We start from the raw sequence: 24,589 nt of genomic DNA, 5'->3' as shown, positions 1-24,589 counted from the left end.
GTTATGTTGTATTTCCCACGGCCTTATCCGGATGAGCTTCTAGGAAGTCTCATCGGTAGGGCATGCCGGGAAATCGGCTTACCCCATAAAGAGCTTGTTTTTGCAGTCAGCGGCGAGCGTGGAACATACAGCTCCATCTTCTTACCGTCTTACTTAAAGCAACTGTCCGTCCTAACGGACATCGATATTGAAGAGCTAGTGTTTTCCCATAGTTCTTTCCCCTATATCGTCAGCTTTATGCCGGCCGCATTGATGACACGTCTCAAAGACCTGGTACTCAAAAGGCAGGGAGTATCAGGCGGCTCGTTTAATTCACTAGCCAATTCGGTGACATCAGGAGTACTTTATCGACGTCTATGTCGCCAATGCGTCGCTGAGGATTTACAAGAATTCGGAACCAGTTATTGGCACAGGTCTCATATGCTGCCAGCCGTCTATTATTGCGTTAAGCACGGTCAAGTGCTCGAGGAAACAAATATAGCAGTTAAGTACTTCAATGCTAGATGGTCCTACTACCTGCCACATGAAGTCATGGGCCGCTTTATCGATTTTGAGATACCTGGCTCGATACTTCTGGAAATTGCTCGCCATTCCAAAGACGCACTTGCAAAGCATGCGGACTACCCACAAAGCGTGGCCGATTGGCATGCTCAGTACAGAGAACTAGCTGAACACAAGGGCTATCTCCAGTCCTCCCCATCCATTGCAAGCTGGCAGCTAGCTCGGGACTTGCAGCGTGCCTATGGCTCGAGATTTCTGGTTAATGCCGGGTGCAGTTACCCGCTGGAACGAAGAAATTCCTGGCCCGCCCTCATGGTCCGACGTAGGACGGAAGTGCCTTTTATCCCAGTGAAACATATCTTGCTTTATACCTTCCTGGAGCATTGCGGGAGTGCCGAAAAAAAACTGGATTACACAAAACCAGGGAAAAGACCTTTCGACACTTCCGTTCTAGACGAAGAATTCAGTAAAAAAATTAAAGCGGGTCTTAAGACATTGCGCCAACATCTGCCTCATTTGACACTGGCCGAATTCATGACTAAATGCGGTTGCTGGGGGCCTTATCGGCATCAAAGGAAAAATTTCCCAAAAACGGCCGCCCTTGTCGAAATTTTCAAATCCAAACATAGTAAATCTCCTGTTCAAACTCCGAATCGCCGGCGCCAAGCTCGATAAATAGCAGCATGCAGAAATAGTGTCATTTCATGCACCCTGAACGCTACCGATTTCCCACAAAAAATATTTTCCGTTTTATGTAAAAAGGCTAAATTGACTCGCTATACCCCCTATTATCTGGGGGTGTTTATGCGATGGGTTGAAGAAATTGCGAGAGAAAATACAAAATTCGTTGCGATAGAAATCGACAAGGATGGAACACGTCAATCCCATCCATTAACCGAGATTGGGAGCTTCTTGAAAGACAACGCCTCCCGCCATAAAAGAAAATTTGACACGAATTTTCAAGATTGGCAGCTCGCCTCAGTCGCTGAGTACTTACACGGCTTTGGAATCTCCGACTCAGTCAAGGAGCACCATCGCGTGTTTAAAATCCAGCATGAACAAATGACCTATCTCATACCGGCCGGCGTTTTATTCAAAGCTATATTTCGTCCGCTGAACTTAATGGCCGTTCATATCTTTCGTCCTCAAAGTTTGGAGCAAGTCTGCGTACCAACCCTAAAGGGCGCCGGCGTCCATTTCGTCATGTCAGGACTTAGCGGCCGAAACCAAAGCTGCCTATCGCTACAACAACCATTATCGTGGATGTGGTGCTTTCCATCTGCAAAACGAATGTGGAACAGCGCGTACGATTATGCGTGCCGAGGCCAGTTTGCATGCGACCTGCCTCTCGGCAAGGCACGAGTTGTTGTAAAGGGTAGGAAGAAAAAGCAAAAATTCTTCGTTACTGAAATGACCCTATTGCAAATCACTGCAGAGGAAGAGCCCTTTGAGTTCGCTTTGGGTCACCCGACAACAATCGTGTTCCACGAAGGAGCATCGTTTCGGACAAAACAACCGTTCGATTTCGTCGCGCGACCTGACGAGGCGCTTTCGCCAACTGATAGTCGATGGGAAATAACGGACCAAGAATGGCGCTCAATTTACCCAATATTTTCTGAGCAAGAAACGAGAGGACGCTCAAAGCGAAAACATGACCTTCGTACACTCATTGATGGAATTATCGCAAAACTTGGGACAGAAATTCCTTGGAGAAAATTCGTGTTCAAAACTGGAACCTGGTCCAACGCAAGTAAACTGTACGGAGAATGCAAAAAGGATAGTCGCTGGGAGAAAATTCAAATCATTTTGGCACAATCGCGGGCGACGTAAGCACAATCGGCGAACTATAGAGTTCTTTTCAATGCTGGAAATTCTCCGTCAATATAGGTCAAACAGGCACTTTTATAAAAATAACGCGTCACATTCGGCTGAATGTCCATGTGAGAGACGTCATGCTAGCAAAAAGCAAATCAGCCATATTCTCTGAAAGGTAGTTCCCCCGAAAGAGCTTGACCTGGAGTTGCAAGCCACCGCCATAACTGCTCTTCCGAAAGTCTTCCTTCGCAAAGTCGAAGCAATGCTTCGCCAAGGTCGCTACTCTCAACGACGCTAAGTAGGCCACATGCCTCGATGACCATTGGCACACTTGGGTCCACGCCTGGGTGGCAAAGTGTCACGCAAAAAATATCTCTATGCCCATGCACGACAGCGGCGGCAAGAACTTCTACTGCCTTGTTGTAATCAACCAGCTTATCCCCTTCTTTGGACTTAAGCTCAATGACTAATGCTGGGGAGTTCTTTAATTTCAAAAGATAATCTGGGGCACCTGTCTTGTTTTTGTCGTCAAGCTTTTCATATTGGATTTTCAAAAAATCCAGTATGCCTTCGAAAACTTGCTCGAATTCAGCACCTTTCTTTGCATAGTACTGCTCGACAAGGTCAGGTCGCAGGCATCGGGCGGCTCTTTTTTGATGTCGTTCGGCAGCCCGTTGTCGTTGGCGACTCTTCCAATCACGACACGCGTCCCGAAGCCAATTCGCTTTCACTTGCGGAGTCGGCTTAGCTTTCGCAAATACCGCAATACGAGCCGCATCGGCCTCACCCGAGCCGAGCATAACCCTCTCTGGTGACGAGTAACCAGCCGCTCTGAGCGCGAGAATCTCGCCGCGGGTGAGTCGGAACCCTAGACCAGGTAGATTCAAAAATGTCAGCCAGAGAACATCATCTGGCAGGCCTTCTGTCAAACGAAAGCTTAATCGCCGAATTACACGCGGGAGTTTGGCTAACGTCTCTAGATTTACATCTCTCCGCTGGAGTGCTTTAGGTAGAAATTCCTTAGCGACGCGTTTATCAGAAGCCGCTGTCACGATAGCGGAAAGCCCTTGCAAGACCCAGCCAAGATTCCGAAATAATTCAAACAACATACCTGCACTGAGATGTGGCAGCGTGCTTTCAAGTTGCCGAATTTCGCCTCCATCTATCCAGTCGCAGCTGAGTTTTGCGGCATTAATCGGCATGATATCCGCTCGCCACACCGACTCCACCAAGTCCGCCGAATATACGTCCGCGTCAAAAAGTGGGTATTTGTCCAGTGGATAAGGCAAAAAACGAGTCGGACGAGTGCCGTTGAAAGCGCGAAACTCGGGACTCGATAAACATGCGCTGAACAACAAAAATGCCAGCTTCGGGACGTTACCTGCCGAGCCGGCAACAGGAAGGCACTGGATTAAGGCGTCGGCCTTATTTGCAAGATAGTTCAAGAGAAACATACATGTCTCAGGTAACAACCCGCTGTGCCCGACCGCTCTCCCCACTGGCGTCGCACTTAGCTTCCCGGTGCTGGTCTGAATTAGCAGACCTTCAGCTACTAATCCATTAACGGCAGATGCGAGTTTTTCTGGCCAAGATGCAAAGCTCTTTAGATTTTTGTCTTGCTCGCGAAGAGCACTAAAGGTTGTACATACGAGTTTTTCGAGGTCAGCTCTAAAAGAACATAAACCCGATGCAACCAGCTGCAATGCGAGTTGATTAAATTTTTCGGGAGTGACTCTTGCCACTAAAGCAGGAAGGTCGCCCAAATTCAAGTATTCGCGCGCTTTGCGAGCCTCTGCACCACCGTTCGCAAAGAAAATAACTCGCCCTTGTTCATGCTCGAATCCCATTCGACCGACCCTGCCGGCCATGTTGTGAAACTCAGCTGATTCAATTGGAACATGCTTTCCTTGGTCAAAGTCCCACCGCTGCCAACTGGCAAATATTGCGGCGCCGAGAGGAAAGTTCACGCCAGCCGCGAGTGTAGAAGTCGCAAATACAACGTCGAGCTTTCCGGCCAGGAGATGCTGCTCAACAATGTTTCGCTCCTCCTCTGTCAAATCAGCGTTGTGAGAAGCCACGCGATATTCAAGTGTTTTTGCGAGGAAGCTGTTCGCGGTAGTTTCGGGAAGTGCATCAAAGGCTAAGGAGAGTTGCCCTTTATTGGCGTGTTTAGCTGCGTCCAGAAATTGCCTTGCTAGGTCATATGTATCTTGCTTCTTCATACAGAAGACAATGACAGGCAAAGGAGGTGCCTTCTCCTTCAACAAGGACAGAAGAACCGAAACTGGTCTGTTGTCTACGCCCGCAGGTGCAGACAGCCCGTCCTCAATATGGTCAGGATTTTCGGAGCTCGAAACTGCAATGCCTGCCTCGGTCCAGCATTCATATCTGAGATGTTTTTCGCGAGCATGTTCGACAACCAGCTTTACTCCCAACCAGTTGGCAAGACCTTCTGCGTCCTTTGGCTGAAGTACTGCAGACAGGCCAACAAATTGTTTCCATCCCGCATTCTTGAGAAATGTCAGGAGTACTTCGACGCTCTGCCCGCGATTCGCGTCTCCGAGAAGCTGTATTTCATCGCAAACCACGACGGTTCTGCGCATATCAGAGGGCACTCCCGAAGCGGACAATAGTGCCAGATATTTTTCGTAAGTTGCGACAAGGAGTGGCGCTGCCAATGGCTCCTTCGGAGGTTCGCCATCCGCATCTTCTATGTAATCTCCCGTTGCCATCACTAGCGACGAACCGTCCCCACCTAGATAGCTAGGGAGCAGAAGTGTTCTGAAGTCTTCGAATTTCTGCTTCGCGAGGGCGCGGTGGGTAACTAGGTAGACGGTATTGCAACTGGATTCCAAGCTCTTCGCTATTGCCCAAAGCGCAATCTGTGTCTTTCCAGTCGATGTTGGAGAAACGACCAAAAGGCTCTCATCACGACCAATGCCTGCGTCAAGCGCCGCAAATTGAGCATTGCTCAGTGCCGGGTTTTCCCCGTCTTTGAAAACGAGGTGGCTAACGGTTGTCTCAGATAAACCGTGATTTTCTGGATATTCATATCTCACTGTCAGCCCCTAAAGGTGGTTTTCTATTCTTGTTATGTTGCCAGGAAGAACACATTACCAGAAAGGAGCTGCAGCAACACTGCAGATAAGCAACTGCCAAATTAATATACCCCGTCGCCAGCGAATCGGCCAGCCTTCCCCGGAGCGATTTTGCGAACGTACAGAAAAATGAACGATGCCGGCCAATAAGTTCTTGATAAATGTGTGTTTCCAGCACGCAACGCTTGCAATCGATTGTCATTTACTGTCTATAATACAACTTTCCATTAAGAAATAATCCAAACTAGCGAATGATAAATTTCTGCTGGTAGCAGACTAGATTGCCAAATATGCATTCCTCCACATGTTCTTAAATGATTACAGAGAAATTCAAAGTTTTAAATTCTTCAATTTCTTTGAGCGCAATCCATCAGCGCATGGTGGTCTATGCGTTGAATGAGACTGAGGAGTTGACGCATGTCGATGCAGTATCTCGAGGCAAAGCATGTAAATGCAGATGCCTGTCATGCGGTGAGTCACTAATCGCTAGGCAAGGAGAGCTCAAGTCGCATTCTTTTGCGCATGAATCCGGCACGGAATGCCTGTATGCGGTCGAAACAATGCTCCAGTGGTTAGCAAAGGAGTTAATTTCGGCGCATGGATATTTTGTAACTCCGGAATTGGTAATCTACGAATCAATTCCTGGCCCTGTTCAGTGGATTGAGAATCAAAAAATTTTGCCAAGCAAGAAGGTGAATATTGACTCGGTTCAGCTTGAAAAGCGTAGCCACCATACCAGGCCAGATTTGGTGCTCCGTACTGGTGGTCGCGAATTATTGCTCGAAATCTCGGTTACGAAAAAGACTGAGGCCAAAAGACTGGCATCGTTCGAGAAACGTCAACTGTCCGCAATAGAAATTGACTTGTCTAAAAATCGGCTAGATACGGTTGCAGATTTTGAAAAAATTCTATTTACAGATAGTGAGTACAAGTGCTGGCTGTTTAACGCTAAGGAAGCAGCAATCAGAAATAATCTTCAAACCAAAAATTTAGAACAATTGTCGCTTCAGAAAGGCGAATACGAACAGAAGCGAGTTGAAAAAGAAAAATTCGATGCGACTAGAAATCGGCAGCAAAGTGAAGCTGCGACACAAAGCAATGCGGACAAGCACGCCTATGTATCCAAGATGCTGGCAGTCATTTTAAGTGAGAGGCCGGGACTTATCGTTGAGCAGAACAGTAAGAGGGTTTACTTCCGCATGAAAGACGGGGCGTTGTGGCTACTCTACGGCCTACGTGATAGCTTGTACATCGTTGCACAAAATGGGAACGAGAAAGGGATAAGAGTTTTGCATGAAATCGGCATCAACTATGATGCAGAAAATCTTTGCTATCTAGCTCTCCAATCACAATACTCAGTAATCATGCAACAACTTCGCCGATTTACAAAAGGCGCTTAACTTGATACTCGTAAGACTCCCATGGCATACCAACCTGAATTTGACGACTATCTTGCGTTTTTTGAGACTGAACCAGAAATACTTATTCCGGAGGTAGGTTGGTATTACGGTGCAAAATTCGTTTCAACTCGCGACGACGACCGGATTGTTGCCGTCATTGCGCCGGGCGAAGGTGAGATTTCATTCAAATGGTGGCAAAACAGGACGCTTCGCGCTGATTTTAATTTGAAGGGCGTTGTCGACTGGAGCCTGGACTGCACCTCCCAAAGAGAAGTCCTTTTCCTCAAATTTCATCAGCCAGGCATGGGATTTTTGTCACTGCAACTCAAGCCTACAATTTGCTTTGCGTGGGTCACCGAATGGGCATAAAAGTGAATGTGACCCGGTATCTGGGGCAATGGCCGTAAAGAATTGAAAATTCAAATTTATACGGCCAATCTTTAATAATCAATGGCTTATGGAGAAAGCGCTCTGCCCAAACTGGCTTTGGCCACTAACAAACCCTTTGCCATAAACGCACGCCAGTATGTAACGATGAGCAACGCAAAGTTAAAAACTAAAATCAGGCAGCTCTTTAAGACACATCTCGAGTCAATGGGCTTCTCGCTTGAACGCGCTCGCATTCCTGAGCGCAAACTGCCGGGATTGAGGCAAGGCATTGAGTTTCAGCCGGGAACAGGCCATTTGGAAGGCAAGTACACCCTCAATGTCTATTGGAGTTTCATGCACTCCTTAGATGAGGGGATTTCCATGGGCGCCGTCAAACGCATTGGTCATTTGACGGGAGGTCCAGACAGATGGTTTTCGCGCGAGTTGGATAGCTTGGATACAAATTTTCAACTCGTTGAAGAACTTGTACTTGGTGCAGCTCTTCCCTACCTTGTGCAACACGATTCAATTTCCAAAATCATTAGCTCTTATGAGGCAGACACCTTATCGCACAAAGATGCTTTCGGTGGTGACATAGGGTGGCGTCATTTCAATCTTGGGTTTTGCTATTCTTCACTTTGCAAAACCGATGCCGCCATCCATCACTTCAATGAGGTAGTTACAAAATACTCCGATGCTCCCAGTGCCTGGGCGCAGCACAGGAAGTTGTCCGCATATGATTACATCAGCCAGCTTCGCGACAAATAGGATGGTCGAAAACCCATATTCTCCGACTCTCGCAGATTTTCCCCAAAGAATACGCAATGAAGATAATAACCACTAGAGACAGCGTAGCAGCAGGCGATGACGTTGATGCGCCTCATCGTCGTGAGTTCGAGTTTGCTGATGGCACGTCGCTTCCTGATGCGTTGACGACGATTGCCCGGTCCAACTATTTGGTAAGTATCTCTGGTGGTAAAGCCACTTGGTCGGCAGTTTCTAGTGTCACGCTTGCGGTCATTGCCCAAGAATGGGCTGCTCCCAAAAACTTATTCCTAGGGGATAAGGAAAGCTTAGACATTAGAAATTCCGCTCTTCACATTCACTTCAACTATCATGCCCAGATTGACCCAGAGGTTGTATATGAAATACTACGAGGTCTACGGCTTAAGTCCTATTGATTATGATTAAAAAAGAAGACAGCAGTTTAAATGATTCGGAAAAAATAACCTGTTTTGGATGCGGTGCTTTTTTGGGCGCTCTGTTAGGGATTGCATTCGTCATTAATCTCACGTTATCTTCGTACGGAGCCGCTACCGCCGTGATAGTACTTTCTGTTTTTGTATGCGGAATACTGGCGTTGAAGTACGGTGATGAATTTTGGCATTCGCTGAAAAATTGGGATTGGTGGGACTGATGCCAGAAAGTGCCTGCCGTTTGAGCATTGAATGCAACTTGGGAGAGGATATTGCTTAGTCTTAACAGCAGTCGTTGGTCTGAACTTCAACATGCCTATGGCACGGCAAGCGATATTCCAGATTTGCTCAGGGAGCTTACCAATGTTCCGGACTCAAGGGGCGATGCGGAGCCGTGGTTTTCATTGTGGAGTTCACTTGCTCACCAAGGGGACGTCTATTCAGCGTCATTCGCAGCAGTTCCGCACATAATTCAGGTTCTTGCTTCTGCGCCGTTGAAGGCCGACTCCGCATACTTTCAGTTTCCTGCGTGGGTCGAAATTTGTCGTGCGAAACATAAATTGGCGGTACCAGAAGACCTCGCTGCTTCTTACTTCGAATCGTTATCGCGACTGCCAACTATCGTTGGTGCAGCTGCAGTTCGCGAATGGGATAATTCGTTTTTGTCTTGCGCTCTCTCAGCTATCGCAGCATCAAAGGGGCAGCATATTGTCGCAGAAGCTTTGCTAGAACTATCGCCAGAAACTGCCGGCGAGTTCATGCAATGGTTCTATGGGCGCTAGCACTACATGAAAATCCTTGACCATGAGCCACAGCAATGGTTTCTTGTCCAGGACGGCGATGCCGTCCTACTTGATGTTGCCTGCAGCCACAGCGCATTTCAATATGACTTTCAGCTCGAACTTAATGAGGCAGAAAAGGCAGCGTACGCTGAGGGCGGCCACACCTACTTAAACCGTTTGACCTACTCAATCCACTACTCGGCACCGGGCGTCATTGGAAATTCATCCCCCTATAAATCGCGCAAATTGGAAGCTGTGAAGGTCGCCCAAATGCAGATATCGATACTATCCTGGGTCAGAGAGAACGGAACCAAGGAAGGTTGACCAACGCGCACAGTAGCATGCAGGCGTGACAGACAGTAGTCAGTCAATATCCGTCGGTCCAGGAAATTCCCAAATAGCGGTCGCTCGAAGACACTCATCGTTGATTCCTACTGCGGATTCGTCTGACTCCGCCAACTGGGCTTCCAGTCCTTGGGCAGCAAAGGTGCAATAAAGGTGAAGGCCATTTCCCCTGCCTCAATTTTTTTTCGAAGTGTTTCTTGTGCCTTCTCAGGTTGCGCCAATTGCCGTTCTTCAGCAACAATCGCTTTGAAAAAATGACTATTCGAATACTCGATTTTAGTCGAGTAAATTTCACGGCCCGTTTGCTTGTTGTTTGGGTGTTCCGTGACCTTCAGGGTCATGTGATTGAGTTCCCCGTTGTGCTCGGCGCCACGATGAACACGTCGCCCGAAATAAAAGGCGAGGTTGTGCGCACCCCAGGACATCTTTGTCGCGGGCAGCCGGCCGGCGCGTTTGGCGTCCTCCCGGATTTTCTTCCATTCTTTCGGAATAATTTGTTCATCATCGATGCAGAAATGGTGTGAGTTATTGACGGCCTCGACCATCTTGACGTCAAACACATACTGCCCGACCAAACTTTGGCTCTCCATCCAGTAGGCCATCGCAAAAGGTAGATTCGAGGGGATGACACCTTTGCACTTGTAGCGCGATTCTTCGATGAATTTCTTCATCATAGATTTGAAGAGCTTCGAACTAACCTTAATGCCAATCACATTGCTAATGGTTCCTCGAATAACCGCGGCGTGCTCCACCAGCATTATCAGAATCTCTGCATTGAATGCGGTGTTCTGCCGTGGTTCAGATGCGCCAAGGCTAACTTTTGCGCGTAAGGAGCAACGGTCATACGCCTCCTGGCTGTACACGATGTCCAGGCCTGATACGTCGTGCTGGTAGTGTTTTCCGAATGGGGCCATAGGCGCCCTGTTGTTCTCCCCACGAACGCGGTCAAGCTCCCGAATCTCGATGGCATTTTTGCATTCGGGGCAAGTGGCGAGATACAGCGGCATCTGAGGGATGCTTTTTGTTTTGGTGGCCCATTGCGGCCGGCGCTGTGTCTGCTCGAAATAGGTCGCTTCGGTGATAAAAAAGTGTTTTTTCGAGGTCGGGTGCAGCGCAAAAATATCCATGGATTGGCGTTGGCGTGTAGTAGTGTTGCCGTTAGTCTACGCCGTAGAAAGAGGGCTCGCAATCACATGCCGTGTTGGTAATCCATGTGTTTTCCAGAGAAAACAGCCAATTTCGTCAACTAGCCAAATATTCAGTGCATTTTTTCTCAGCTTGGGTGCCGGTTGAATGTCTGTTTGCGCATTGCAGACGCTCAAGCAGGAAGCGTTGACCGGCCGTTCAGGGGCGAATTGAGCCTGTCGCAGCCGGCTCAAAATAGCCATATCTTCACGAAAAGTAGTTTATCAAGTCCCGTGTTGTCCGAAAGTACGAGTATTTTTGCTGTAACGACTATCGCATTACCCGGTTTAGAGAATTGCGTATAAGTGACTGATTAAATATTTGGACTACTTTGGCTCAATTCAGGTTTTAAATGAAAATCACCGCGACTAAATTCTTGGTTCACTTCAGGCTTCAAATACAAATCTAAAAACACTAAATCTGCAAAACTGAGCAAAATAAAAGAATTAAGAAAAAGAATTGTTCATTTCTTAAATGTCGGTCACCACTGATCGATGGCGCGCTGGTCACCTACTGCAAGCGCCACCAGCACGCCGGCATAACGATGCTCGGGCAAGGCTTGCAAAATCCGCTCGCGCAAACCGCTGCGCAATACTTGAATCAGGTTGCCGGGGCTGAATACGAATGCCTGCAACTGCTGGTTCTTTAACGCCAGCTTCTGATCGGAACGCACGTAGCCGGTGGCGCGCAGATTGCGCTCCAGCAGCCACGCTTCATAGTCGAAAAGATGTGGATTCGCGTTCCCGTGGGGACGTTTCAAGCGCACAGTCAATTGCCAGCGCGCGCCGGGTTGTACTTGAGCCGACAACAGTTGACCTTCGGTCTGGTACCACGCCAGCGCCAGGCGTTTTGGAACGATCGGTGAAACGCCGTCCTGATCCAGCACTTTCTCTACAGCAAAAGTAAAACGGGCACCTGATTCGAAATAAGACGGCAAGCTGTCAACCGTACCAATCACGGTGATGTCGCGCCCTTCCCATACCGGCGGCAACACATCCTGCAGATAATATTGGGCAAACAGTGCCGCCCAGGCTATGCCGAACAAGGCGCCGGCCAGCATGTTCGCGGCTGATTTGAGGCATGGATGACGGATTTTGCGGGCGGTCACGGCCGGCAATATCGCCAGCAGCAGCAATCCGCACAATAACCAAACGTCCGGCAGCGACGCCCGAGTTTGCAAAAATGCAACGCCGAGCACGAACCCTATGACGGCGCTACGCAGACTCGCCGCCTTGCGCTATTTAAGCCAGAGCCGCCAGACGCGGCAATGCAGCGCGGGCGTTGGCGGCAGTTGCCTGCGCAAGTTCAGGTACGGCCATCCCGCGCAGTTCGGCCAGCACAGCGCCAATACGGGGAATCTGTTGAGGCTGGTTGATGTCCGGATGGAGCCAGGCAGGCGACATGTCGGGCGCATCGGTCTCCAGCACCAGTGCGCTCAATGGCAATTCGGCCGCCAGACGCCGTATTTGCAGCGCCCGCGTAAATGTCATCGCACCGCCAAAACCGAGCCGGAAGCCCAGGCCAATGAACGCCTCGGCTTGCTGGAAACTGCCGTTGAATGCATGGGCGATACCACCCTGCACTTTGATCCGGCGCAAATGTTTGAGAAGAATGTCTTGCGAGCGGCGCACATGCAGCAAGACCGGCAAATCGAATTCACGCGCCAATTTCAGCTGTTCGACGTAAAAATGCTCCTGCTTTTCACGCAAAGGACCGCTTTCCATGCCGGGGACAAAAAAATCGAGGCCGATTTCGCCGATCGCGACAAAACGCGGGTCTGCCAACGCCGCAGCGATCGTATTGCGTAATGCCAGCAAATCAGTTTCCTCGGCCAGCGGCACATACAAGGGATGTATGCCCAACGCATAGGTGCAATTGGGCAGTTGCGCAGCCAGTGCGGCGACCGTAGCAAAATTGGCCTGCGCCACCGCCGGAATCACAATCCAGCTGACGTCCTGCTGCGCCGCCGCCGCCGCGACCAGCGTCTGTTCGCCGGCAAATTCAGCGGCGTCGAGATGGCAGTGGGTATCTATCCACATCGGATGATCTTTTCAAAAAATAGGAAGAGCAAATAGTAAAGACAAGGCTTAATAGATTGTTATCGTAGCATGCGCTGATAACGCACTTATATAAGCATCCGGATAAACAATCCCTCACTCCAGCCCAGAGCCTGATAACATGATGCCAAAAAGTATTTGTTAGAAAGCAATGCAGATGTCCACAGCACACCAGCCGTCACCCCCGTTCGACCAGCGCGAATTCCGCAATGCCCTGGGCACCTTCACCACCGGCGTCACCATCGTTACCGCTTGCTCGTCCGATGGCAAACTGATTGGCGTCACCGCCAACAGCTTTAATTCGGTCTCGCTCGATCCGCCATTGGTATTGTGGAGCTTGTCAAAATCGTCCAATAGCCTGGCGGCTTTCGAAGCCGCTGAATATTGGGCGGTGCATATCCTGTCGCACGACCAGGACCAGCTGGCCACCCATTTCAGCAAGCGCGCACACGACAAATTCGCCGGTCTCGACCTCGAAACCGGCATGGGCGGTGCGCCGTTGCTGGACGGCTGCACTACCCGCATGCAATGCAAGACAGCCTACCGCTACGATGGCGGCGACCATATCATCATGGTCGGCGAAGTCATGCACTTTGAACATTCCGACATCGCCCCTCTGGTTTACCAGCGCGGCAATTACGCCATCGCCACCCGCAAGGAACTGGCCGATGAAGCAGAAGCGTTGATCAAGGCCACCGCCGCCTCCGACAGTTTCGATGAAAATTCGATGAGTTACCTGCTCGGCAGCGCCTATTTCCATTTATATGGGAAGCTGCGCGAATTCGGCGCACTGCAAGGCTTGAACGATGCTGAATTTTTCGTGCTCAACACGCTGGCCGCGCGTAACGGCCGCAGCCTGGCGGAACTGAATCGCCTGTTCGTCTACGCTGGCCATACGCCGCTGATCAATGTGCTGGACGACATGACAGCGCGTGGCTTGTTGCAAGTGGTGGTGGATCAGGGCGAGCGCAACGAGCGCGGACTGTTTTACCTGACCGCCATCGGCCAGGCGCTGGCGCAAGAAATTGCCAATGCCGGCAAGCAAACCGAGCTCGCATTGCTGGGCAGCCTGGGCGCAGTCGACACCATCGCCTTGCGCACGTTGCTGCGGCGCTTCATTACGCTCACCGACGAAGGCAAACTGCCTGGCGAATGAGCAAACAACGGCAATGCGCTACACTGAACGCTTACCCATGATCGACTCTCGACAGCGCCGATGAACATCCGCTTTCTCGAAACCTTCGTCTGGCTGGCGAAATTGAAAAACTTCCGGCTGACGGCGGAAAAACTGCACACCACCCAGGCCGCGGTATCAAGCCGCATCGCCACGCTGGAGCAAGATTTCGGCGTACGCCTGTTCGATCGCGGCGCGCGCGAAGTGGCCTTGACTACCGATGGCAGCAAAGCGCTTGTGTATGCCGAACGCATCGTCAAGCTGATGCGCGAAATGAAGGAAGACATGTCGGCTCGCGACAACTATTCCGGCGTGCTGCGGATAGGTGTGATCGAATCGATCGTGCACAGCTGGTTCCCGGACTTGATCGGCCGCATCCACAAACTGTTTCCGCAACTGGAAATCGAAATCGCCAGCGACACCACCATCCACTTGCGCGAGCAGTTCAGCAAGGGCGACCTCGATCTGGTGCTGCAGGCGGAGCCGGTGATCGCGCCGAATATCCGCAATCTCAAATTGTGCGAATTGCCGATGCGCTGGGTCGGCAGCAGCAAGCTGGAGATCGGCAACGAAACCTTGAGCCTGTCCGATCTGGCTGCCTTCCCGCTGGTCAGCTTTGCCCGCAACTCCGGGCCGCATACCATCATCGAACAACTGTTTTCCAACAGCGAACGCGGCTCGCTGCACATCAATTGCATTACGTCGGTGGCGACCATGATACGGCTGGTCAGCGATGGTTTCGGCGTTGCCGTGGTGCCGCCGGCGATCATCCAGCGCGAGCTCAATGACGGCAGCTTGCAACTGCTGCGGGTCGACGCCGATTTCCCGGCCTTGTTGCTGATGGCCTCGTTTCGCAACGACCCGGAAAATGCGCTGACCGAAACGATTGCCAGCATCGCCCAGGAAACCGCATCCGAATTCGCACTGAATTGGGGACCTGAAATCGCCAGGCTGCCGGCCGGCCCGCTGGAACTGCCCTTTCCGCCTGCCTAGGCAGGCACGGCACCATTTGTGCGCGCGCCCCTCCCAATCTCCCCATTTTTGCTCATAAGATTTTCCATTCAATCGCGCTGACAATTTCTTGTTGGACAGCTGTTAATCGACTGCGCATACTCAAATCGTCCGGTAGCCAAGTTTGTCCGCAACGAATTTGGCCACCGGTGACGGTCGTCAAAGAAACACCGCGCCATCCTTCGCCAATTGCTGCGAAGCAAATCCATTTTCGGGTGACATCAAATGAGCAACAACATCAATAATGCAGCGATTGCGCTGGAAGATACCTACAAGAAAATCGCCTGGCGGCTGATTCCATTCCTGGTATTCCTGTTCGTGCTGGCCTGGATAGACCGGGTCAATGTCGGCTTTGCCAAGTTGCAAATGTTGCAGGACCTGCAATTCAGCGAAGCCATCTACGGTCTCGGCGCCGGCATCTTTTTTATCGGCTATTTCCTGTTTGAAGTACCGAGTAACCTGCTGCTTGAGAAAATCGGCGCCCGCAAAACCCTGGCCCGCATCACCATCCTCTGGGGCCTGACCTCAATGGCCATGGTGTACGTCAAGACACCGGCGACGTTCTATGTAATCCGCTTCTTCCTGGGTGTGTTCGAAGCCGGCTTTTTCCCTGGCGTGGTGTTGTACCTGACCTACTGGTTCCCGGCTGCACGGCGGGCGCGCGTCAACGGCTTGTTCATGACCTCGTTCGCGATCGCCGGCGTGGTCGGCGGGCCGATTGCCGGTTTCATCATGAGCCGCATGGATGGCGTCGGCCATTTCGCCAACTGGCAATGGCTGTTCCTGCTGGAAGGTATTCCGTCAGTCCTGGCCGGCATCCTGGTACTGCTTTACCTGCCGGAAAAACCGCTCAACGCCAAATGGTTGAGCCAGACAGAGCAGCAAGCAGTGACCCGCGCACTGGCCGCTGAAAATCACGATAATAAACACGCTTCGCTGCGCGACGCCTGCCGCAATTACCGGGTCTGGATTTGTGCTGCGGTGTATTTCTGCGTGGTCAGCGGCAATGCCACGATTGCGTTCTGGTCGCCGTCCATCATCAAGGAAATCGGCATCGTCGGCAACCTGCAGATCGGCCTGATTTCTGCCGTCCCCTTCCTTGCCGGCACCGTCGCCATGATCTGGAACGGCATCCATTCCGACCGCAGCGGCGAACGCCGCCTGCACTGTGCACTGGCGACGCTGGTGGCCAGCATCGGTTTGATACTGACCGGATTTTTCATCGGCAATGCGGTGGTGGCGCTATGTGCGCTGACACTGGCCGCCATTGGGATCCTGGCTGCGTTCCCGGTATTCTGGTCGATTCCTGCTGCATTCCTGACCGGCACCGCAGCCGCCGGCGGTATTGCGCTGATCAATTCGATCGGCAACCTGGCCGGCTTCGCCGCACCGTATCTGATCGGTTCGCTGAAAACCACCACCGGCAGCGTGGCTTCCGGCCTCTACTTCGTAGCGGCGCTGGAGTTTTGCGCGACGATTCTGGTTTTGCTGTTCATCAAAAAAGTCCGGTAGTTACAAACTCATTCCTTTTTCCTCATTCATTTTAAATCCGCGCCGCCTGGCTTAAACGCCAGGCCGGTTGCCTCTTTATAGCTGGAATCATCATGCAAATCTCTTTTCAAATCGAAACCGAGCAAGGCCCCCGTCAACTCGACACCGACATCAACACCCTGATCGTGGCCGGCTGGGCCGGGCGCGACCACGCCGCCATCGAGCATCACATCGAAGAACTGGCAGCACTCGGCATCTCGCGTCCGAGCGCCGTTCCGCTGTATTACCGCATCGCCAGCAACCAGCTGACCCAGGCGCAACAGGTGCAGGTAGTCGGTCCCGATTCATCTGGCGAAGTAGAAACCTTTGTCTTTGCTGCAGACGGCGAACTGTATGTCAGCATCGCCTCCGACCACACCGACCGCAAGCTGGAAGCTCACAGCGTAGCGCTGTCAAAACAGGCATGCGTGAAACCGGTCGCCACCAGCGCCTGGCGTCTGGCCGACGTGGCTGACTATTGGGACGAACTGGTGATCCGTTCCTACATCGAAGAAAACGGTGAAGAACTGCTATATCAGGAAGGCCCGCTGGCGTCGCTGCGCACTCCGCAGGATTTGATCGCGGGCTACACCGGTGGCGCCGCCATGCTGCCGGCAGGCAGCGGCATGACCTGCGGCACCGTTGGCGCAATCGGTGGCATCCGCCCGGCACAGTCATTTACAATGGAACTGTTCGATCCGCGCCGGCAACGCACCTTGCGCCATCACTACCAGGTTGAAGTACTGCCGGCAGTTGCCTAAGCCAGATATCAAATTTCATTCATTTCCCGAGGCCGCATGACTACCACGCCCCCTACCCTGCATACCCTGTCTGAAGCCCTGCGCCAAAATAGCGTCAGTTCGGCGGCCCTCACCGAAGCTGCGCTGGAACGGGCGCTTGCGCCTTCCGGCGAAGGCAGCCGGGTGTTCACCGAAGTTTATGCCACGGCAGCGCGCGCCGCGGCGCAAGCATCCGATCTGTTGCGGGCCAGCGGCCAGGTGCGCTCGCCGATAGACGGCTTGCCGATTTCAGTCAAGGATCTGTTCGATGTTGCTGGCAGCACCACGCGCGCCGGCTCGATGGCGTTGCGCGATGCAGTGCCAGCCAGCATTAGCGCGCTGGTGGTGCAGCGTCTGGTGGCAGCCGGCGCAGTCATCGTCGGCCGTACCAACATGACCGAATTTGCCTATTCCGGCCTCGGCATCAATCCCCATTACGGCACCCCGCGCAATCCCTGGGACAGAGCCAACGGTCGCATCCCGGGCGGCTCCTCGTCCGGCGCCGCAGTCTCGGTTACCGACGCCATGGCGATTGCCGCCATCGGTTCCGATACCGGCGGCTCGGTGCGGATTCCCGCTGCACTGTGCGGACTGACCGGTTTCAAGCCGACTGCACGGCGGGTTTCGTTGCAGGGTGTATTGCCGCTGTCGACGCAACTGGATTCGATCGGCCCTATCGCAAACAGCGTTGCCTGCTGCGCCACGCTCGATGCGATCCTGGCCGGCGAACCGGTGCCAGAGCTGACGCCATATTCGCTGCGCGGTTTGCGGCTTGCGCTGCCGACCACACTGGTGCTGGATGGTGTCGATAGCCACGTCGCAGCAACGTTTGCCAACGCGCGCCAGCGACTGCAAGCGGCGGGAGCGCTGATTGAAGAAATCGAGATACCGGAATTTGCCGCGCTGGGTGTAATCAATGCGAAAGGTGGATTCACCGGCGCTGAAGCCTATGCCTGGCATCGGACGCTGATTGCCGAGCGTGCTGCCGCCTACGATCCACGCGTGATTTCACGCATCTTGCGCGGCAAGGAAATCAGCGCCGCCGACCTGATCGATTTGTTCGCGGCGCGCAAGCAATGGATCGCGGCGGTCGAGCAGAGAATCTCCGGCTACGATGCATTGCTGATGCCAACCGTGCCAATCGTGGCGCCCGCTATCGCAGCCCTGGAAGCCAGCGACGATGCGTATTACGCTGCCAATGGCCTGATCTTGCGCAATCCGTCAGTGATCAATTTCCTCGATGGTTGCGCGCTATCGTTGCCTTGCCATGCCGCCGGTGAAGCGCCGGTCGGATTGATGCTGGCTGGTGCAGCCGGCAATGATCGGAAAATCCTGGAAATCGGGCTGGCGGTGGAAGCCGCTCTGGCAATTGCCTGAAGCAGGTTTAGTGTCAGCAAAAAAACGCCGGATAAAATTATTTGATCCGGCGTTTTTTTTCATCACATCTTCAATCGCACGATCAGTGATCAACCGCCAGCCTGGCCACCTGCAATACTTCACCACTGCTCGCATTCTGAACAAAGGCAACAATCCCGAAACGATCCGCGCGGACGTCCTTGCCGATGCTGTCGAGCGCGATTTTTTCATTGATCTGGACCGCACCGTCCTTCAGCGCAAAAGGGCCCAGCCAGCGCCGCACAACATAGTCGTGATGCAGCGTCACGCCACCGTTCTCACCTGCCGCAACGTTGGATACCAACTGGTTTTCGTAGACGGCAATGTAAGCATTGTGCCCGTCCCCGGAGGGCTGCCGCAGCTTGACCTTGGTCGACAAATCAAACGTGCGCGCTGCCGTACCTGACAATTTGATCGCAATATCGGCCGGCGACGGTTGCTCTGCGATTTTCCCGGCCGCGGCGTCAAAGTCGTTTTTCACATTCCAGTGCCGCAATTCGCGGCCGCCAACAAATATTTCCGGCGTATAAACCACACGGTTTTTGGTAAATGCCGCCAATTCCTGCTGCCGTACGGTAAACCGGTGATCGCCGAAGCGATCCTTCCAACCGAGGTTGTCCCAATAATCTACATGCAAGGCGAGCGGCACCACCTTGTCTGCCTTGGCTTGCGCACCAAGTCTGGATAGCCATTGGTCGGCCGGCGGACAGCTGTTGCAACCTTCGCTGGAATACAGTTCGACCAGCGCCACCCGGTAGGCCGGACTTTGCGCCATATAGTCCTGCGCCTGGGCGATGGAAGAAATGCCGAGTGCGAGCGCAGTCAGCGCGAGCTTCTTTGTCACATTATTAAGGATTTGCACTTGAGTCTCCTGGCTGATCGTATTTCATGGTGTTTGGTCGCGTTGCCAGCCATTTCCTTACAAATCAGCTTAAACTCAAGCCAACCGCCCTATGGAGCCCGATACAAATTAATCACATCGCGCTCCACCCGCACCAGGTTTTGCCCTGCATCCACGACAAATTCAGCGCCGTTAAATGATGGTCTGGTCAGTAACAATATGGCGTCGGCTATTTCAGTAATCGGGGCGATGTAACCAAGCGGCGTTGAGCGGGCCGCGGAATACTCGAAATCGGCCTGGCTCTGATCGCCGCTGGTTGTCATCAACCCGGGGTACAGCGCATTGACGCGCAGCACCGGCGCAGCCGACATGGCCAGCATCGCGGTCAGGTTACCCAATGCCGCCTTGGCCACGGTGTAACTGAAATCCTCTGGATGGAAATTGGCGCGCACCTTCTGGTCCACCACGTTGATCACGACTCCCTGCTGTGAACGTTCCTTGGCATGCTGGTGAAACGCCTGGGTCAGCAGCAGCGGCGCCCGGCAATTCACCTGCCACGAACGCTCCAGGTCCTCCAGCGCAAAATCGGCCAGCGTATCCGGGAAAAAAATCGCCGCGCAATTCACCAGCACGTCCAGGCGGCCGAACCTGGCATAGATGGCGGTCATCATTGCGGCCAGTTGATCCGGTGACTGCAGGTCCGCTTGCCGGGCGACGGCAATGCCGCCGCCGGCTTCGATCGCCTGCACCGTATCCAGCGCCTCTTGTTGCGAGCTGCCGTAATGCACCACTACGGCATAACCGGCTTGCGCAAACCGCTCGGCAATCACGCGCCCGACCCGCTTGGCGGCGCCGGTAATCAACACGACGGCTGGAGTTGCCACATCCTTTACGCCATTCGTCATGTCGGTCCCGGGCGGCTTTGCATGCTCATTCAATTTTTGACGGCAGCGTCGGCGTGACGGTCCATGAATTGGGCCAGGCGTACATCAAGATCGGTGACACCGTTCTTATCATGGGTAGTCAGCACCACCACCACGCGATTATAGACATTCGACCACTCGGGATGATGGTCCATCTTTTCCGCCAGCAAGGCCACCTGGGTCATGAAACCAAAGGCGGCATTGAAATCGGCAAATTTGAAAGTCTTTTGAATCGCATCGCGGCCGTCCACCGCAGTCCAGGTGGTGAGGCCTTGAATGGCGGCTGCAGCGCCGATATGGGTAGAGCTTGGCATTGAAGTATCCGTTCGTGAAAACTCCAATTCTATAACTGGAAGCGTCGGAACGAGTAAAAGATGCGCCACGAAAGCTTACTCAGTCCGATTTGGGCAATTTTCGGTCAAAGAAATCAACAATTTCAGCATTTAATTTGGCATGCACGGCTGCCCTGTCTATTCCCGGAGCGTCGATGCACAGGAACGGCACGGTGACCTTTAACGCATCGCTGCAAGGAGCGAGAAAGATATAGTGGCCACCGACAACTTCGCCGCGCTCCACACTATCGGGCAGCAGGCTCAAGAGGTGATCGGTATTCGACCGATTGCGCAAGACCTGATCGTCGCTGGCTTGATAGATACGTAGCGGAATCTTGACGTCCGCCACGCCTTTAGCATCGAACATGACGCTAAATGGCGCCATTGCCACCGCTGCGCGTATTCGGTTGTCGACCGGCAAGGTCCAGCCCGGCCGGGTAACCGCGAGTTTCCACTGTCCATCGGCGCCACACACTTCATGGTCGTCGCCATGGGCCGCGCAATAAGCGGTGAACAAAGTAAAGTCCGGCTTTGCTCCTGCCATCACCATGGTGGTGTAGCCGCCGGCCGAGAACCCGGCCATACCGATCCGGTTGGGGTCTACCTTCGGCCCAAGCCGGTTGTCTGCCAGGACCGCGTCAAGCGTCGCCACCACCTGCCACGGACGAGCGATCATTTGTACATCCGTGCCCCTGCCCTCGGGCTTGTCGTAACTGTCACCCAGATGACGTGGCGCGGCCACGATATAGCCTTGCCTGGCCAGGGTTTCCGCCAGATCGGCGTGGCCGAATTCGCCACCGCCACTGCCATGCGACAGGATAATTAACGGATGCGGTCCGGCAGTGATCGTAGCGTTGCGTGTGGCGTGGATCAGGTACGGGCCGGCATGCCATTCAGTTTGCGGCTTCTCGGTGGGATACCAGACCACGACCGGAACCGCATATTCACCGCTGGTAGTAAGGCTCGTGATACCGGCATTCTTCTGCTCGCCCCGAGCCGACGCGCGCTCCGTGAACATGCCCAAAATCATGATCAATATCGACACCGCGCGCAATGTACGCATGTCGTCTCCAGGCAAAATAATGGATCGGATCGAACGGGAAGCAACTACTCGTTGTATCTGCTGCAGTCGCGATTGTTGCGACAATTGCATGGCGCGGCAGGATTCGGCACCAGACCGGGATTGCTTATTTGCATAAAAATTATATCTTAGCCGACAACCGGAATGTACGGCACTTGATCTATCCATTTGAAAGGTGAACAATTATGACGGAAACGTCTATCAATAAGGCGTTGTCAACCGGATACCCAGCCCATTGCGTTAATGATCAGCGACAAGTCTCTTCATCTTTCAAAGGAAAAACCATGAACTCGAAAATCATCGCTGTAACGTTGTGCGCGCTAGCACTGGCTGGTACGGCTGGCGGCGCCAATGCCAAGGGTTGCATAAAGGGTGCTGCGGTAGGCGCTGTAGCCGGCCACTACGCGGGTCATCATGCGGTGATCGGCGCGGTTGGCGGTTGTGTCGCGGGACGCCACCTGGCTAACAAGAAAGCCGCCGACCAGGCTGCTGCAGCGCACGCTGCCGCCCCGGCAACACAACCTGCTCCCGCGAAATAGACAAGAAAATTCAAGGTCGGGCTTCATGCCACTTGATGCCACATATTGCCCTTGAACCCGCGCGCCCTCGGTCTGCGCGGGTTTTCCATTTCGATCCAGACCGTTGCTCGACGCTGACATTCCACCATATTGACTGCCAGACCGCCAAGCGACGTCTCCTTGTTTGGCCTGTGCAAGCAATTCCTCGCCAGTGCGAACGGGTATGGCCACGCGCGGGCGGCGGCCTGGATACCGGGTTCGGCGGCGGCGCTGACTCCTCACGTTGCCGTTTCGCAAAATCTCCGGGGCCAAACTCTTGTCGTGCTGCCGATGAAGAATCCGCTGCAGAGCCAGGGACGGTCGCACGTCATATCGCGGCACGGAAAAACGTTGTCGCGGGCGACACTCGAATTACTCTAGCATATCGCACAAGCGATGGGGACCTGGGCTACCGCCATGCCCGAAAGCTAATTGCTGGAACGCTGCGAGGACGACTGCAATACCGGCGCAGAGTCGGCATAATGGATGCCTTTGTAAATTTCCCCGGGCATCATGAAATTCCTCGCAATCTCGGGCAGCCTGCGCGCAGCCTCTCATAACTCCGCCCTGCTCCGTGCCATGGCGCGTCTGGCGCCGGCTGGCACCAACGTCGAGCTGTATCCGGGCATGGGGGATTTACCGTTGTTCAATCCCGATATCGAAGCCAGCGACCCGCTGGCCGTAGCAGATTTACGTACCCGTATCATTGCCGCTGACGCCCTGCTGATCGCCAGTCCGGAGTATGCGCACGGCATCACTGGCGTAATGAAGAATGCTCTCGACTGGATGGTGGGTTGCGAGGCTTTTGTTCTCAAGCCGGTGGCGTTACTGAACGCCTCGCCAAGGGCGGTGCACGCTCAGGCGTCTCTGACAGAAATCGTGACGATGATGTCGGCCCGGATTGTCGACGAAGCGTCAGTCACGGTACCTATTCTCGGATCGCATCTCAACGAAGACGAGATCGTCCTGCATCCGGATATTTCCGTGGTGCTGCAAAGTGCATTGCGCGCATTGCGTGCCGCCGTGCTGGCGACACGCCTGGAGCATCAATAATTTTCAGGCAAAAGCGGCGTTATCGGCTGATCACCAGCAAAGCCAGCGCGACGACTGCTGGCACGGCTTGAATGTACAGGATCTTGCGGCTGACGGTGAGCGCGCCGAAAACGCCGGCAACGATCACGCATGCCAGGAAAAACACCTTGATCGAAAACCCTGGCGCTCCCATGCACAAGCCCCAAGCCAGGCCCGCCGCCAGGAAGCCGTTATACAAACCCTGGTTGGCGGCCAGGGCTTTGGAGGCTGCGGCGAACTCCGGCGTAAGCCTGAAAGTCTTGATGCCGAAAGGTTTATCCCACAAGAACATTTCGAGGACCAGAAAATAAACGTGCAGCAAGGCGACCAAAGCAATCAACAAGTTGGCGACAGTATTCAAGGCAAACTCCACTTTCTTAAAATTTTTATTCGGCTGGATGGCAGATGCTGCAAGGTGATGCATTTTTTACGTTTTCGACTCCAGCTGCCTGGCATGCTGTGCGGCCAGTTCAACCTCAAGCGCGGCGACGCGCTGCACTGCCGGGCGGGCATTGATCCGGTCGATATAAGCCTGGGTCACCGGCGACATCGGCACCAGCTGGAAACCCGTGGTCCACTTTAATGCCGTGCCCCACAAGACATCGGCGGCGCTAAATTTCTCCCCCAGGATATACGGCCCCTTCTCAAGCTGGTCGGTCAAGGTCTTCAGCATGGTCTCGAAATCACCGTAGGGACAGGTCGATGGCGCCGCAGGTGCATGCTTTTGCGCGCGGTCGACCACGGCCGGTTCGAAGCAGGAGCCGTAGTACACCATCCAGCGCAGATACGGACCGCGCAGCGGATCGTCCAGCGCCGGCGCCAGCCCAGCGTCCTGGTACAAATCGGCCAGATACAGGAAAACCGCTACCTGCTCTGTAATCAGCGCTTCGCCGTGCCGCACCGCAGGCACTTTTCCCATGGGGTTGATTGCCAGATATGCCTGCTTGCGTTGCTCTCCCGCTTTCATGTTGAGGGCGTGCAGTTCGTAGTCGGCTCCCAGTTCTTCCAGCAGGATGCGGGCGCCGGTGGAACGCGTATTCGGCGAATGGAAAAATGTTACGCGGCGGCTCAGTGCCATGATGTCTCCTTGTTTTGTTAGTGGCGGCGCTTCGATCTGGCTCTGGTTCAGTAATATAGCCCAAGCCCT

25 protein-coding genes are annotated in these 24,589 nt (G+C 53.4%); 15 read left to right on the top strand and 10 right to left on the bottom strand.

The window, feature by feature from the left end; all coding sequences use genetic code 11:
- Positions 1 to 3: 3 nt before the first annotated feature.
- Together BM205_RS12210 and BM205_RS12205 are read left to right on the top strand one after the other, a co-directional pair.
- Entirely contained in the window at positions 4 to 1,176 is a 1,173-nt protein-coding gene (locus BM205_RS12210) for a TnsD family Tn7-like transposition protein (RefSeq protein ID WP_092414813.1), read from the top strand.
- A gap of 93 nt (positions 1,177 to 1,269) precedes the next feature.
- Positions 1,270 to 2,331: a transposase gene (locus BM205_RS12205; RefSeq protein WP_139227258.1), complete on the top strand. Its 1,062-nt coding sequence runs from the start codon at positions 1,270 to 1,272 to the stop codon at positions 2,329 to 2,331.
- 140 nt (positions 2,332 to 2,471) lie between these two features.
- Here BM205_RS12205 and BM205_RS12200 read toward each other — a convergent pair whose 3' ends face one another.
- Entirely contained in the window at positions 2,472 to 5,375 is a 2,904-nt protein-coding gene (locus tag BM205_RS12200; RefSeq protein WP_092414809.1) for a DEAD/DEAH box helicase, read from the bottom strand.
- A gap of 353 nt (positions 5,376 to 5,728) precedes the next feature.
- Between BM205_RS12200 and BM205_RS12195 the strand changes: the two genes are divergently transcribed.
- From BM205_RS12195 to BM205_RS12165, 6 genes are all read left to right on the top strand, one after another.
- Complete coding sequence (locus BM205_RS12195) at positions 5,729 to 6,814, top strand: competence protein CoiA family protein (RefSeq protein ID WP_092414807.1); 1,086 nt, start codon at positions 5,729 to 5,731, stop codon at positions 6,812 to 6,814.
- 21 nt (positions 6,815 to 6,835) lie between these two features.
- Positions 6,836 to 7,183, top strand: a complete 348-nt coding sequence (locus tag BM205_RS12190) for a hypothetical protein (protein ID WP_092414805.1) — start codon at positions 6,836 to 6,838, stop codon at positions 7,181 to 7,183.
- Positions 7,184 to 7,264: 81 nt separating this feature from the next.
- Positions 7,265 to 7,951, top strand: a complete 687-nt coding sequence (locus BM205_RS12185) for a hypothetical protein (protein ID WP_092414803.1) — start codon at positions 7,265 to 7,267, stop codon at positions 7,949 to 7,951.
- A 56-nt stretch (positions 7,952 to 8,007) separates the two neighbouring features.
- Positions 8,008 to 8,364 carry a hypothetical protein gene (locus tag BM205_RS12180; RefSeq protein WP_092414802.1) on the top strand — a complete coding sequence of 119 codons (357 nt, stop codon included), beginning with the start codon at positions 8,008 to 8,010 and terminating at the stop codon, positions 8,362 to 8,364.
- Between the two features lie 287 nt (positions 8,365 to 8,651).
- A complete protein-coding gene (locus BM205_RS12170) occupies positions 8,652 to 9,161 on the top strand; it encodes a hypothetical protein (RefSeq protein WP_092414798.1) in 510 nt (169 codons plus the stop codon).
- Between the two features lie 6 nt (positions 9,162 to 9,167).
- Positions 9,168 to 9,485: a hypothetical protein gene (locus tag BM205_RS12165; RefSeq protein WP_092414796.1), complete on the top strand. Its 318-nt coding sequence runs from the start codon at positions 9,168 to 9,170 to the stop codon at positions 9,483 to 9,485.
- Between the two features lie 107 nt (positions 9,486 to 9,592).
- On the opposite strand, the gene BM205_RS12160 is transcribed toward BM205_RS12165, so the two are convergent.
- The 3 genes from BM205_RS12160 to BM205_RS12150 all read right to left on the bottom strand — a co-directional run bounded on the left by BM205_RS12160 (position 9,593) and on the right by BM205_RS12150 (position 12,730).
- Positions 9,593 to 10,633 carry a hypothetical protein gene (locus BM205_RS12160; protein WP_092414794.1) on the bottom strand — a complete coding sequence of 347 codons (1,041 nt, stop codon included), beginning with the start codon at positions 10,631 to 10,633 and terminating at the stop codon, positions 9,593 to 9,595.
- A 539-nt stretch (positions 10,634 to 11,172) separates the two neighbouring features.
- On the bottom strand, positions 11,173 to 11,871 hold the full coding sequence (locus BM205_RS12155; RefSeq protein WP_254783864.1) for a ComEC/Rec2 family competence protein: 699 nt from the start codon (positions 11,869 to 11,871) through the stop codon (positions 11,173 to 11,175).
- 61 nt (positions 11,872 to 11,932) lie between these two features.
- Positions 11,933 to 12,730 (bottom strand): TatD family hydrolase, encoded by a 798-nt coding sequence (locus BM205_RS12150; protein ID WP_092414790.1) that lies wholly within the window; start codon positions 12,728 to 12,730, stop codon positions 11,933 to 11,935.
- Positions 12,731 to 12,905: 175 nt separating this feature from the next.
- Here BM205_RS12150 and BM205_RS12145 point away from each other — a divergent pair, with 175 nt between their 5' ends.
- The 5 genes from BM205_RS12145 to BM205_RS12125 all read left to right on the top strand — a co-directional run bounded on the left by BM205_RS12145 (position 12,906) and on the right by BM205_RS12125 (position 18,619).
- Positions 12,906 to 13,904, top strand: a complete 999-nt coding sequence (locus BM205_RS12145) for a flavin reductase (RefSeq protein WP_170851013.1) — start codon at positions 12,906 to 12,908, stop codon at positions 13,902 to 13,904.
- A gap of 60 nt (positions 13,905 to 13,964) precedes the next feature.
- Positions 13,965 to 14,915 carry a LysR family transcriptional regulator gene (locus tag BM205_RS12140; protein WP_092414786.1) on the top strand — a complete coding sequence of 317 codons (951 nt, stop codon included), beginning with the start codon at positions 13,965 to 13,967 and terminating at the stop codon, positions 14,913 to 14,915.
- A gap of 243 nt (positions 14,916 to 15,158) precedes the next feature.
- Positions 15,159 to 16,445: an MFS transporter gene (locus BM205_RS12135; RefSeq protein ID WP_092414784.1), complete on the top strand. Its 1,287-nt coding sequence runs from the start codon at positions 15,159 to 15,161 to the stop codon at positions 16,443 to 16,445.
- 92 nt (positions 16,446 to 16,537) lie between these two features.
- Positions 16,538 to 17,224 carry a DUF2848 domain-containing protein gene (locus tag BM205_RS12130; RefSeq protein WP_092414782.1) on the top strand — a complete coding sequence of 229 codons (687 nt, stop codon included), beginning with the start codon at positions 16,538 to 16,540 and terminating at the stop codon, positions 17,222 to 17,224.
- A 36-nt stretch (positions 17,225 to 17,260) separates the two neighbouring features.
- Positions 17,261 to 18,619, top strand: coding sequence for an amidase (locus BM205_RS12125; protein WP_092414780.1), 1,359 nt, complete (start codon positions 17,261 to 17,263; stop codon positions 18,617 to 18,619).
- An 82-nt stretch (positions 18,620 to 18,701) separates the two neighbouring features.
- Here BM205_RS12125 and BM205_RS12120 read toward each other — a convergent pair whose 3' ends face one another.
- From BM205_RS12120 to BM205_RS12105, 4 genes are all read right to left on the bottom strand, one after another.
- The gene (locus BM205_RS12120) at positions 18,702 to 19,499 is read right to left on the bottom strand and encodes a DUF1223 domain-containing protein (protein ID WP_254783863.1); all 798 of its coding nucleotides are present in this window, start codon (positions 19,497 to 19,499) and stop codon (positions 18,702 to 18,704) included.
- 89 nt (positions 19,500 to 19,588) lie between these two features.
- On the bottom strand, positions 19,589 to 20,383 hold the full coding sequence (locus BM205_RS12115; RefSeq protein ID WP_092414778.1) for an SDR family oxidoreductase: 795 nt from the start codon (positions 20,381 to 20,383) through the stop codon (positions 19,589 to 19,591).
- Positions 20,384 to 20,412: 29 nt separating this feature from the next.
- Positions 20,413 to 20,748, bottom strand: a complete 336-nt coding sequence (locus tag BM205_RS12110; RefSeq protein WP_371326487.1) for a 4a-hydroxytetrahydrobiopterin dehydratase — start codon at positions 20,746 to 20,748, stop codon at positions 20,413 to 20,415.
- A gap of 46 nt (positions 20,749 to 20,794) precedes the next feature.
- Positions 20,795 to 21,796 (bottom strand): alpha/beta hydrolase family protein, encoded by a 1,002-nt coding sequence (locus BM205_RS12105; protein WP_092414774.1) that lies wholly within the window; start codon positions 21,794 to 21,796, stop codon positions 20,795 to 20,797.
- A gap of 302 nt (positions 21,797 to 22,098) precedes the next feature.
- Between BM205_RS12105 and BM205_RS12100 the strand changes: the two genes are divergently transcribed.
- Entirely contained in the window at positions 22,099 to 22,353 is a 255-nt protein-coding gene (locus BM205_RS12100) for a hypothetical protein (protein ID WP_092414772.1), read from the top strand.
- Positions 22,354 to 22,884: 531 nt separating this feature from the next.
- Positions 22,885 to 23,424, top strand: coding sequence for an NADPH-dependent FMN reductase (locus BM205_RS12090; RefSeq protein ID WP_092414768.1), 540 nt, complete (start codon positions 22,885 to 22,887; stop codon positions 23,422 to 23,424).
- A gap of 19 nt (positions 23,425 to 23,443) precedes the next feature.
- Here BM205_RS12090 and BM205_RS12085 read toward each other — a convergent pair whose 3' ends face one another.
- On the bottom strand, positions 23,444 to 23,803 hold the full coding sequence (locus tag BM205_RS12085) for a DUF1304 domain-containing protein (RefSeq protein ID WP_217646041.1): 360 nt from the start codon (positions 23,801 to 23,803) through the stop codon (positions 23,444 to 23,446).
- A 66-nt stretch (positions 23,804 to 23,869) separates the two neighbouring features.
- Complete coding sequence (locus BM205_RS12080; RefSeq protein ID WP_092414764.1) at positions 23,870 to 24,520, bottom strand: glutathione S-transferase family protein; 651 nt, start codon at positions 24,518 to 24,520, stop codon at positions 23,870 to 23,872.
- Positions 24,521 to 24,589: the final 69 nt, after the last annotated feature.

The organism is Collimonas sp. OK307, from assembly GCF_900113705.1.
Lineage (GTDB): Bacteria > Pseudomonadota > Gammaproteobacteria > Burkholderiales > Burkholderiaceae_D > Collimonas.
Note: the sequence above shows the minus strand (reverse complement) of the source record. Positions and strands in the feature narration are given on the sequence as shown.